This is a genomic window from Sinorhizobium sp. 8-89 (genome assembly GCF_030124325.1).
Taxonomy (GTDB): Bacteria; Pseudomonadota; Alphaproteobacteria; order Rhizobiales; family Rhizobiaceae; genus Sinorhizobium.
On sequence record NZ_JASKLR010000028.1, the window covers coordinates 28,627 to 39,764 of the forward strand.

Annotated in this window: 12 protein-coding genes and 1 pseudogene; 9 read left to right on the forward strand and 4 right to left on the reverse strand. The window is 60.1% G+C overall.

Features of this window, described 5'->3' with window-relative positions; all coding sequences use genetic code 11:
• Window positions 1–2: 2 nt before the first annotated feature.
• The 9 genes and pseudogenes from QN219_RS29075 (at window position 3) to QN219_RS29115 (ending at window position 7,026) form a co-directional block, all read left to right on the forward strand.
• Window positions 3–887: an ABC transporter permease gene (locus QN219_RS29075; protein ID WP_284003822.1), complete on the forward strand. Its 885-nt coding sequence runs from the start codon at window positions 3–5 to the stop codon at window positions 885–887.
• A 4-nt stretch (window positions 888–891) separates the two neighbouring features.
• Entirely contained in the window at window positions 892–1,764 is an 873-nt protein-coding gene (locus tag QN219_RS29080; protein ID WP_405052282.1) for an ABC transporter permease, read from the forward strand.
• 10 nt (window positions 1,765–1,774) lie between these two features.
• A complete protein-coding gene (locus tag QN219_RS29085; RefSeq protein WP_284003824.1) occupies window positions 1,775–2,692 on the forward strand; it encodes a dihydrodipicolinate synthase family protein in 918 nt (305 codons plus the stop codon).
• A 2-nt stretch (window positions 2,693–2,694) separates the two neighbouring features.
• Window positions 2,695–3,705, forward strand: coding sequence for an ABC transporter ATP-binding protein (locus tag QN219_RS29090; protein WP_284003826.1), 1,011 nt, complete (start codon window positions 2,695–2,697; stop codon window positions 3,703–3,705).
• Window positions 3,706–3,708: 3 nt separating this feature from the next.
• The gene (locus tag QN219_RS29095; RefSeq protein ID WP_284003828.1) at window positions 3,709–4,677 is read left to right on the forward strand and encodes an ABC transporter ATP-binding protein; all 969 of its coding nucleotides are present in this window, start codon (window positions 3,709–3,711) and stop codon (window positions 4,675–4,677) included.
• Window positions 4,678–4,701: 24 nt separating this feature from the next.
• Complete coding sequence (locus tag QN219_RS29100) at window positions 4,702–4,836, forward strand: alkaline phosphatase family protein (protein ID WP_284003830.1); 135 nt, start codon at window positions 4,702–4,704, stop codon at window positions 4,834–4,836.
• A 31-nt stretch (window positions 4,837–4,867) separates the two neighbouring features.
• Window positions 4,868–5,134, forward strand: a complete 267-nt coding sequence (locus QN219_RS29105) for a hypothetical protein (protein ID WP_405052281.1) — start codon at window positions 4,868–4,870, stop codon at window positions 5,132–5,134.
• Window positions 5,135–5,181: 47 nt separating this feature from the next.
• A pseudogene (locus tag QN219_RS29110) lies at window positions 5,182–5,970 on the forward strand (sulfatase-like hydrolase/transferase); the annotation flags it as partial.
• 279 nt (window positions 5,971–6,249) lie between these two features.
• Entirely contained in the window at window positions 6,250–7,026 is a 777-nt protein-coding gene (locus QN219_RS29115; RefSeq protein ID WP_284003871.1) for an ABC transporter permease, read from the forward strand.
• Window positions 7,027–7,210: 184 nt separating this feature from the next.
• On the opposite strand, the gene QN219_RS29120 is transcribed toward QN219_RS29115, so the two are convergent.
• From QN219_RS29120 to QN219_RS29135, 4 genes are all read right to left on the reverse strand, one after another.
• Entirely contained in the window at window positions 7,211–8,233 is a 1,023-nt protein-coding gene (locus QN219_RS29120; RefSeq protein ID WP_284003832.1) for a capsular polysaccharide biosynthesis protein, read from the reverse strand.
• A gap of 146 nt (window positions 8,234–8,379) precedes the next feature.
• Window positions 8,380–9,705: an RkpR, polysaccharide export protein gene (locus QN219_RS29125; protein WP_284003833.1), complete on the reverse strand. Its 1,326-nt coding sequence runs from the start codon at window positions 9,703–9,705 to the stop codon at window positions 8,380–8,382.
• A complete protein-coding gene (locus QN219_RS29130) occupies window positions 9,706–10,365 on the reverse strand; it encodes an ABC transporter ATP-binding protein (protein ID WP_284003835.1) in 660 nt (219 codons plus the stop codon). It abuts the gene before it with no gap.
• Window positions 10,362–11,132, reverse strand: coding sequence for an ABC transporter permease (locus QN219_RS29135; protein WP_284003836.1), 771 nt, complete (start codon window positions 11,130–11,132; stop codon window positions 10,362–10,364). Before QN219_RS29135 ends, QN219_RS29130 begins: the two co-directional genes overlap by 4 nt.
• Between the last annotated feature and the right edge of the window lie 6 nt (window positions 11,133–11,138).

Below are 11,138 nucleotides of genomic sequence, written 5' to 3' on the forward strand. Positions count from 1 at the left end.
CGCTGCTGCGGCTCACGCCCGGCGACCCTATCGATGCCTACATCAACCCGTCGGTCCCAATGTCAGCCTCGGACCTGGTGGCGCTGCGCACGCGCCTCGGCCTCGATCAGCCGCTGCCGGTGCAGTATTTCTCCTGGCTTGGTGCGGCCCTGACCGGAGATTTCGGCTATTCCATCCAGCGCGGCGGCGAACCGGTGCTGCCGCTCGTCCTCGGGCGCATCGGACCGACGATCCTCTTGATGTTCAGCGGGCTTGCCATCTCCGTTGTCGTTGGGATCGCAGCCGGCATTCTTGCCGCGGTCCGGCGCAACCAGTTCGCCGATCTCTCGTTGTCAACGGCCGCCTTTGTCGGGATTTCGAGTCCGGCCTTCCTGACGGCACTCTTGGGGCTCTATGTATTTGCGGTCGTCCTGCGCTGGGTGCCGGCCGGCGGCATGCTGACACCGGGAGCTCCCTTCTCCGTTAGCGACCTGCTGGCACATCTCATCCTGCCCGCCGCCCTGCTGTCGATCGGCCATGGTGCGCTGATCATGCGATATATGCGCTCCTCACTGCTCGAGGTGCTGTCGCAGGATTACGTGCGGACGGCGCGCGCCAAGGGCGTTCGCGAGTCCTGGGTCATCGTCAAGCATGCCGTCCGCAATGCCCTGTTGCCCGTGATCACGGTGATCGGATCCACGATCGGTATCGCCATCGGGGGCGCCATCTTCATAGAGAGCGTGTTCGACTGGCCGGGCATGGGCCTGCTGATGATCAACGCTGTGGTCCGGCGCGACTATCCGGTCATCATGTGTGCGACGCTGCTCACCGGCGCATGCGTCATTCTCGTCAATTTGCTGACCGACATCGCCTACGCCGCTGTCGATCCGCGCATCAAGGTGGCGTAAGATGATGAGCCTGACGAAGACCCGTTCGGCCGGCCCCATCCGTCGCGCGATGTCGCGCTTTCTCGACAATGGTGCGGCCGTGGCCGGTTCGGCCATCCTGATTCCGATCCTGCTGCTCACCCTTACCTATGATCTCTGGTGGCCTTACAAGCCCAACGACATCGACCTCTTGGCGATGAACCAAGGGCCGTCGTCAGCCCACTGGCTTGGAAGCGACGGCGTGGGGCGGGATATCATGGCGCGGCTCATGCAGGGCGGCCGGATCTCGCTGCTCGTTGCGACTGCGTCGATGGCGATTTCCACGTTCATCGGCTTCTTCATCGGCGCCGTCGCCGGCTTCGGAGGGCGCCTCGTTGATGGTGCTACGATGCGGTTCGTGGACCTTGCCATGACCCTGCCACCAATCATTTTCCTCCTGGTCCTCGCCTCGATCGTCGGTAGCGGCATCATGCCGACGATCCTCGTGATTTCGCTGCTGTCTTGGCCGGTGCTCTCGCGCATGGTCCGGGCCCGCCTCTTGGAACTGCGCGAGCGGGATTTCGTCGTCGCATCGCGCGGCATGGGCGCCGGCCTCTGGCACCTGCTGGTTCGTCATGCCCTGCCCAACACGATCGATATTCTCGTGGTGTATGCCACGCTGCAGGTGGCAAGCGGTATCCTGCTGGAGGCAGGCCTTTCCTTCCTCGGCCTCGGCGTCACGCCACCGGAAGCGAGCTGGGGCAACATGCTGAACGCCGCCCGCGCGACGCATGTCCTCGAAAATTATCCCTGGCAATGGATGTTCCCCGGCGCGGCGCTCGTCGTAACCGTCCTTGCCATCAACTTCGTGGGCGATGGGCTTCGCGATGCCTTCGACCCGCGCTCCGAACTCAAGTGAAAGGTCTGAAATGCCTCTCTTTACCGGCGTCATCCCTCCTGTCGTCACCCCGCTTACCACGAGCTTCGAGGTGGATTACCCTTCGTTCACGCGTGTCATCGACCATCTCATCGACGGTGGCGTGCACGGCCTGTTCGTGCTCGGCTCGACGAGCGAGGTCGTGTTCCACGACGAAACCACAAGGCGGCGCATCATCGAACATGCGGTCGAGCGGGTGCGCGGTCGCGTGCCGATCCTGGTCGGAGTGATCGATCCCACGACGGAGCGCGTGATTGCCCACGCAAGGGCGGCGCAGTCGGCAGGTGCCGACGCGGTCGTCGTGACCGCCCCCTTCTACACGCGTACCAATCAGTCCGAGACCATCGACCACTTTCGCTACATCCGGGAGGCGGTCGAGATACCGGTGATCGCCTACGATATTCCTGTCTGCGTCGGCACAAAGCTCGAGCGGAAAACCACCGTCACACTCGCGCGCGAAGGCACCGTCGTCGGTCTCAAGGATTCAAGCGGTGACGACGGCAATCTTCGCTACGTCATGGCGGACACCGCCGATCTCGCCGACTTCTTCGTCATGACCGGATCCGAAATCGTCGCCGACAGCGTCGTGAATATGGGAGCGCATGGCATCGTGCCCGGCCTCGGAAACGTCGACCCACACGGCTACGTCCGCCTGTGGAATTTGTGTCAGGCGGGCGATTTCACGGCCGCACGCCAGGAACAGGAGAGGCTTTGCCGGCTTTTCGAAATGGTCTGGGTCAGTCTGCCGCGGACGAGCGCCGGTTCTGCGGGTGTGGGCGCCTTCAAGACCGCCATGCGTCGGCTCGGCGTCATCGATACCAACATCATGGCCCGTCCGCAACGATCCCTTAATGACGAAGAGGCCGCGATCATCGATCGCATCCTGCGTCAAACCGGCCTCCTGGACTGATGATGAATGTAGTGCCGATCCTCGAGATTTCGGGACTGACCACGGTTTTTCACATCGGCGATCGCGAGATCGTCGCCGTGCGCGACCTCAATCTCACCGTAGCGACGGGAGAAACCGTGGCACTCGTCGGCGAGTCGGGCTCTGGAAAGTCGGTGACGAGCCTGTCGATCATGGGCCTCCTGCCGCGCGGCGTCGGCCGTATCGCCGCGGGAACGGTTCGCCTTAGGCGCAAGACGGGCGAGGTCGTCGAACTTCAGAGCATCGGCGGCGAAGCGTTGCGCCGGGTGCGCGGCAACGATATCGGTATGGTCTTTCAAGAACCACTGACCAGCCTCAATCCGGTCTATACTGTCGGTGAGCAGATTGCCGAGCCGATCCGCATTCACCTCGGCAAGTCCCGTCGCGAGGCGTTGGCAGATGCTATCCAGCGGCTGGAGGATGTCGGCATTCCCGACCCGCACCGGCGTGCCGGACAATATCCGCACGAATTGTCGGGCGGCATGCGGCAACGGGCAACCATCGCCATGGCTCTGGCATGCAATCCGACGCTGCTGATTGCCGACGAGCCTACAACGGCCCTCGATGTCACCATCCAGGCGCAGATCCTCGACCTGCTCGGCCAGCTGCAACGGGAACGCGGCATGGGCATGCTGTTCGTCACCCATAACCTCGGGGTCGTGGCCGAGATCGCCGATCGCGTGGCCGTCATGTATGCCGGCTCGGTCGTCGAGACCGGCAGCGTGGCGCGGGTCTTCGCCCATCCGCGCCACCCCTACACCAAGGGGCTGATGCGCTCTGTGCCGCGGCTTGGAACAGCAACGCGTCTCAAGGAAGCGGGGACGCCGCTGCCGACCATCGCCGGATCGGTTCCAAGTCTCATGAACCTGCCTGAGGGCTGTCCGTTCGCGCCGCGCTGTCCTTATCGGATAGAGGCCTGCTCTCAGGCTTACCCGCCACTCGTCGAAACCGGCGAGGGCCAGTTCAGTCGCTGCATTCGCTGGCAGGAGATCTGAACGATGTCGGATGAATTGCTCCTTGAGGTCAGCGGGCTGACCAAAGATTTCGCCCCGGTGGCATTCGGGCGCGGGCCGGTCGTCCGTGCCGTCCAGGACGTCTCGTTCAACATCAGACGCGGGGAGGTTGTCGGCCTCGTCGGGGAGTCGGGAAGCGGCAAGACCACCATCGGCCGCATGGTTGCGCAGTTGATCCCGCCGACCTCCGGCAGCATTCGTTTCGACGGAGTCGAAACGACGAGCCTTAGCCGCCGCGAACTTCGCCGCCTGCATGCGCGCGTCCAGTATATTTTCCAGGATCCCTTTGCGAGCCTCTCGCCGCGCATGACCATCGGTGAAATTCTCACGGAAGGGCTGGATATTCAGCGCATCGGCAGCAAGTCCGACCGGATCGCCAAGGCCGCCAAGAACCTCGCGTCGGTGGACCTGCCGCCCGACGCGATCTCCCGCTATGCGCACGAGTTTTCCGGCGGTCAGCGCCAGCGGATCGGCATCGCAAGGGCGCTGACGCTTGCGCCCGAGCTGATCGTCGCCGACGAACCGGTCTCGGCGCTCGACGTCTCGATCCAGGCGCAGATCGTCAACCTGCTGCGCGACCTGCAGACGCGCCTGGGCCTTACCATGCTGTTCATCGCGCATGATCTTGCGGTGGTCGAATACGTCGCCGATACCGTCATCGTGCTCTATCTCGGGCGGATCATGGAAATGGCGCCCAGCCGGAAGCTCTACGCCAGCCCGCAGCATCCCTATACGCGCGCGCTTCTCTCGGCCGTTCCGTCGCCCGATCCTTCGCAACGCCCCAACCGGCAGATCCTCAAGGGCGACATACCAAGCCCGGCCAATCCTCCCAGCGGCTGCGTCTTCCGTACCCGTTGCCCGGTCGCGGTTGAGGCGTGCGCCAGCATAGTGCCGCCGCTCCGAGAAACGGCGAAAGGACACTTCAAGGCCTGCATCCGCGACGACCTCGACTAAGGGAATAGGGAGGGCATCTCGATCATGAAGAACCTGCTCTTCATCGGCGTCGATCAACTTCGATGGGACTGCCTTGGGCCGCGCAAGGCGGTGCCGGTTAAGACCCCGAACCTCGATCGGTTGATCGAGAACGGCGTGAGCTTAGATCGGGCCTATTGAACCTCGCCGCTCTGTACGCCGTCGCGCCTCGATGCTTACCGGAGACTATGCGTTCACCCACGGCATGGGCACCAATTGCGACATGTGTCATGCGCTCGCCCGCGAACTGGCGCGGCCGGAGCGGTTATTGCACAATGATCTTCGTCGCGCCGGCTATCGCTGCGGCTTTGTCGGCAAATGGCACGTAGGCGTGGAGAAAGGCCCGGGTGACTACGGTTTCGAGGGCGACGCACCGGCCGGTTATGGCAACATCGTCAAGACCAGGCTTTTCAGGATTACCTCTCGTCGAACGGTTTGAGCTACCGCGTCGAGCCGGAGCTCTACTTCAACCCCGACGAGCAGACCATGGCGGCCGGCCGATGGCGCGGCCCGCGGGCGTCGACGCCCTGCCATTTCCTGACCAACCAGATCATCGATATGCTGCAAGATCTGGCAGGCGGATCTGAACCCTTCTTCGCCACGGTGCAATATTGGGATCCGCATGGGCCACACCTGATCTCGGACGATCTTTCAGGCAAGCCGCGGCGCGTTAAGCGCGAGCGGGACGATTTCTATCGCAACCATCCGAGAACGGAAGAGGATCTCGTCGCCCATATCGGCTACTACTGCGATCATGTGGCCATGCTCGACTACGAGATCGGCCGGCTGCTCGACTATCTCGATCAGAGCGGCCTGGCGGAAAATACGCTTGTGGTCTTCACGTCGGACCATGGCGACATGACCGGCGCGCACGGCGGGCTCATCGACAAAGGCTTGCCCTACAGCGAGGCCATGCGGGTGCCGCTGGTCTTCAGCCATCCATCGTTGCCGAGCGGCAGGCGGGACGCACTGGCACTCAACACGGACATCCTGACGACGGCCCTATCCTTGCTTGGCGTCAGCTACGCCCCTCGGCAGGCGGAGGATCGCTCGGCGCAGGTGCTTGCGACGAGCCAGCAGGGCAGGGACTATCTGCTTGCCCAGTATCACGGCCTGCGCTTCCTTTATTCGCAGCGCATACTCGTGTCGCACGACAACTTCAAATACATCTTCTCGCCGGGCGATATGGATGAACTCTACGATCTAGACAGCGATCCGGGCGAGATGCGAAACCTCGCAGGCGAAGCCGACTATGCGGATGTACTCTCGCGCATGCGATCGGGACTGATCGTCGAGACGGCCAGGTACCAGGACCCGCTCTGCGATTGTGTCGCGAAATTCAATGGCCAGTGGCGGACGCGTTCAGGACAGTTCGATGTCACCAGCGCCTATCTGACCGAAGCGGCTCCTGGTCCGCCTCGAGCGAAAATGGTCAAGGCGGTCTTTTTTGTGGGAAGGCCGCTGCGCTTTCGCGTCTGCCAAAGATTTGCCAGGAAGCGCCGTTTGTGGAATATGCCGGCCCGAAGCCCATTTCGCAGACCATCGAGGCGAGACGTGAAGCTCATCGAGCAACATTTGAGAGTGACTGCGGCACTGATCGTGCGCGAAATGTCGACGCGCTACGGTTCGAAGCCGGGCGGCTATCTCTGGGCGATCTTCGACCCGGTGGCGCATGTCGCGATGATGACGGTGATCTTTCAGGCGATCGCCCGCATGCCGGCGCTGGGCTTGAGCTTCCCGCTGTTTTTCGCGAGCGGTTATCTCCCCTTCACCTTTTACCAGCGTATGTCTTCCTTCATGGCCGGCACGATGAAGGGGAACAAGGCGTTGCTCTCCTATCCAGTTGTCTCGCCGTTCGATGCTATCGTCTCGCGCTTCATTCTCCAGTTCATGACGGATGCCCTAGTGACTGGGGTGATCTTCTTGATGATCGTGGAACTTAGCGACGTTACCCAACCAATGAACGTCGCCGGTATGATGGAGGCAGCGGGAGCAGCCGCGGTGCTCGGTCTCAGCATCGGCACCATCAACATCGTGATGTTCGCTCGTTTTTCGCTCTACGAACAGATTTTCGGCATTATCAGCCGTCCGCTCTTCATGATTTCTGGTGTTTTCTTCCTGCCGGAGAACCTGCCAAATCCCTTCAGGGACTATATTCTCTATAATCCGCTGGTGCATATCATCATGTGGTTTCGGAGTAGCATCTACCCGGAGTACCGCGCCGAAGGACTGGACAAGGGCTATGTCGTCGAATTCGCGGTCGTGTGCTTCGTGGCCGGCCTGGCGCTGCTGACGACGTCGATGCGAGAGATCAGGGAAGACCGGCTGTAACGACCGAGATATTATGCTTCATCCGGGCTGAATTCATTCCGGCAAAAGCCGCCAGATTGCCTGGTTACGTTAGAACAGTTCCTACCTCAGGCCCGTCCGAGGGACGTTGTGACGGAAGTTTGCAAGAGGATTAGTCTTCCGAAGCCAGTCGTCCCTCGAGAAGACCCGGCTTGCGATTGTGCAGCTACGCAGACGTGGCCCTTTTCATAGTGTAGAGAAGTTCTAATGCCTCTTCGAAGGTAAGAGCCCTCTTTTGCTGTGGATGGAAGTACTTTGGGTATAGAATATATGCGGCGGCAAAGACTTCCTCAACGCTGCGCCTCGCCGATCTGCGTCGGCACGTCTGTCGATCATCCGTAAGTCCCCAGCCGGCGTAAAACGGCATGCCAAAGCACGTTACCGGTATTCCCCTGATCAGCGCCTCAAACCCCGAGAGCGACGTCAGCGTGTAAACATGATCAATCGTTTGGAACGCATCGGCCAAGCTAATGTCTTGCTCGAGCACTTGCGCAATCGATTTGACTGCATCAGGTCGTGATCGGGCCGGTCGCGTGCCATGCAATATTTCCGGATGAGGCTTGTAGATTATCTGCGCTTCCGGATTCTCCTGGGCTGCGGCTCGCACGAGGTCGTTGTTATCCATCCGCCGCTGACAGCCCTTGAGAATGGACATGTCGTCCTCAACCTGGCCCAGGACAAGTATGCGTTTGCGGTCTTTTGGGCCATAGATGTGTTCGATGTCGACGTCCGCAGACGTGTTGTATTTGCTCAACCTGGTGCTGATCAAACGGCTTATTCCGGTGCGCGCGCGAAGGATAAGGTTGGGATCGGCCGAAAAATCGTGGTGTTCGAGAATTTGCTCCAAGCGCGAAGCAGCACTTGCATCATAGTAGAGAACAGGTGAATCGAAGCAAAGCGATAGTGGTGGCGCCTTGGTGGCCCCCAACGCTACCGAGCGGATGAAGCCGTCTTCGATTCTGATTAACGGAACATTGCGTCTCTCACAGAATTGCTCGATGAATGGCGGATGCTTATAGCCCCAAACGTATATTTTGGGGTGTTCTGATACTAATATTCTGGGAACCCAAAATGCGTGGAATTCGAGCCATGAAATCGATCGATTGCGACAGTATATTTTTAGTTCTGGAAGCCAGCTTCTTATGAAGGCTTTCCACGGGCTCAAGCCGAATACGAATGCAGTGGACATGGCGTAGTCTTCAACTGATCAGAGATTTTCTTGGATGAGCTTAAGGATGCATAATAACCGCGCTTAGGCTTTAGATGTGCCTCGACAAGATCTTTGACATGGATGAAATCCCGCACGCAAGCTCGGCCAGCGGTTCCATGCAGGAGTTAAGCCCGATCACGAATGTTGTAATAGCTCATCACCCCAATTCCCCAAGCAAACAAGAGCCCAAGAGTGACGAGAAACGCGTTCAGAAGGCGGTTTGGATATTGCGCCAATTCCGAGAGGGTGGGCTCGATGAAGAGAGCGAGGTAGCGCTGCCGGTTGTTCGCGTCGATGCGCGCCTTTTCAAGGGAGGCCAACGCTGCCGTGTAGGCGCGCTCGGCGAATTCGCGCTCGGTCTCCAATTCCTCGAACTGAGCGATGCGGCCTGCGACGTCCGGTGAATTGGGTTCGCCCGCGGTCGGGCTTCTTTCGCCTGTGCCGAGTCGCTGGCGCTCGACGGCGAGCTGCTGCTCCAGGCTTTCGATCCGCGTTTTCAGCACACGGATGCGCGGCGTGTCCTCGCTCATCTGGCTCTTCGCAGTGGCGAGATCGGCGTTCAGCTGCGTCAGCTGCTGTTCCAAGGAACCGATAAGCTGAACAGCGAGCTTCGCGCCCTCCTCCGGGCTGATTTCCTGCGATTTGTCGCGATAGTCGCGCAACCCGGCCCGCGCCTTTGACAGCCGTGCTTCGCCCGCCAGGACCTCGTCCTGCGCCGCCCGCAACACGTCGTTGCGTGCCGAAAGCGACAGGCTGTTCACGAGGCTGTCGGCCTGGCCGACGATGAACTGGGCGATCTCCTGCGCCTGCTTTGGATCGAAAGCCTTTACGGTCACCTGCATAATGCCGGAGGCGTGGTCGAAACTGACGTCAACCATATCGTGCCAATAGTCGAGTTTGTCCTCGATCGGTAGCGCGGAGCCGATGCCATAGAAATAGTCGAGGCCTCGGGTGGCGTAGACATCCTCCAGCTTGAACTTTCGGTCGGCGGCCGCAACCATACGCTCGCTCAGGATATAATCCATGAGGATATAGCTGTCGGAGACAGTGCTGGCGCCGGAGGCTTGTGTGAACATGCCGAGGATATCGGAGGAAACGCCGCCCTCGATACTGCGCACGGCGAAGGACGCAGAGCTGTGATATTGGTCGGTTGCAATAAAAGCCATGTAGAGCGAAGCGAGCGTAGCCGGGACGGCAACAAGTCCCAGGAAGGATGCGCCGATAATGGCGTGGCGCCAGCGCAGCTTCTTCAGCCAGCGAGCCGTCCAATGCGCCTTCTTGGCGGGCTCGATCTTATTGCGCCGCCCTGGCAGGGGAATGACTGGCGCGCTCTCCTTGCCGAGCAGTCCTTCCAGGACCGCAATGCCCTTGCTTTTGGCGGATGCTTCGGCCTTGTCGGCGGCCTGCGCGGAATCAGGCTTGTTCACTGCCGCGTCTTTGCTGGCCGCCATTTAACTTTCCTTCATGTTTTTATCGTGCGCGCGGATCGCGTCCTCGATATCTTCATAATAAGTCAGCTTGCCTTTTTCCAGCACCACACCGCAATCGCAATAGGTGCGGATCGTTCCCGTGCTGTGTGAAACCATTATCAGATCGGAGTCCTGGAGCTTGGTCTCAAAGACAGCCTGGCATTTTTTCTTAAAATTTGTGTCACCGACGGCAGTAATCTCGTCGACGAGATAATAATCGAAGTTGACGCCCATGCTCAAGCCGAAGGCGAGCCGCGCCTTCATGCCGGAGGAATAGGTGCCGACAGGCGCCTTGAAGAACGGACCGAGTTCGGCGAAGTCCTCCACGTAATCGATGAGTTGCTCCGTATCGACGCCATAAATGCGTGCGACGAAGCGCACATTCTGTTCGCCGGTCATCGAGCCCTGGAAGCTTCCCTGAAAGCCGAGCGGCCAGGAGATCTTGCCGCGCCGGATGATTCGCCCCTTGTCGAGCTTGATCGCGCCAGCGATCAGCCTCAAAAGCGTCGATTTGCCGGCGCCGTTGCGGCCAAGCAGACCAACGCTCTTCCCCCGGTTCATCGTGAGGGAAACGTCTTCGATGATCGGCTTCTTAATGCCCTTGGTGCGGGCATATTTTGTGGCCTGCTCGAACCGGATCATTCGTTTCTCAGCGTCTTTGACGAAAAGGTGAACACAAGCATTCCGGCAAACAATGTCAGAAATGCGAATCCATAGAGGTATTCCATGTCGAGGCCTATTGCCCTGTACTCCGGATAGAAGCCCTGGCGGAAGCCCATGATCATGTGAACCAGAGGGTTGAGCAACACGAGGTCATGATAGGGCGCGGGAATCGAATCAGGCAGGAAGAATACCCCTGATATGAGGAAGAGCGGGCGGTTGACGATATTGAATACCTGCTCGTAGAGCGGGTATTTCAGAAACAGCACGCTGTTGATCATCGCCACGCCGAGGCCGCAAACGCACGCCATCGCCACCGCCTCAAGGATCGCCGGCCAGTGCAGGCTCGTATCCACCCGCATGGTCGCGACGATCGTGCCGAGAACGATGAAAGCCACGAGCGTCGTTGTCCCTACCTGGAGGACGAAGCGTGCAACGACCGTGTCGATCGGGGCCACGTTGGGATAACTGAGCAGCGCCCTGTTAGCCCGCACGGCGCTGTTCAGGTAGCTGGTCATCGCCTGATAGAACTGAAAGGCGATATAGCCCGTTGCGAAAAACAGGGCGAAACTCGTACCGAGTGCAGGAGCGCGGGCGATCGCCCGGAAGATGAAGGTCATGAGGAGGATGTGAGCAGCGGGGTCGAGCAGCGCCCAGATATAGCCGCCTGGCTTTGAGCCGAAGCGCGTCGACATCTCCCTGACCAGAAGGGCGCCGACAACGCGAAAGTGGGTGAAAACATGGCTCACGTCAGT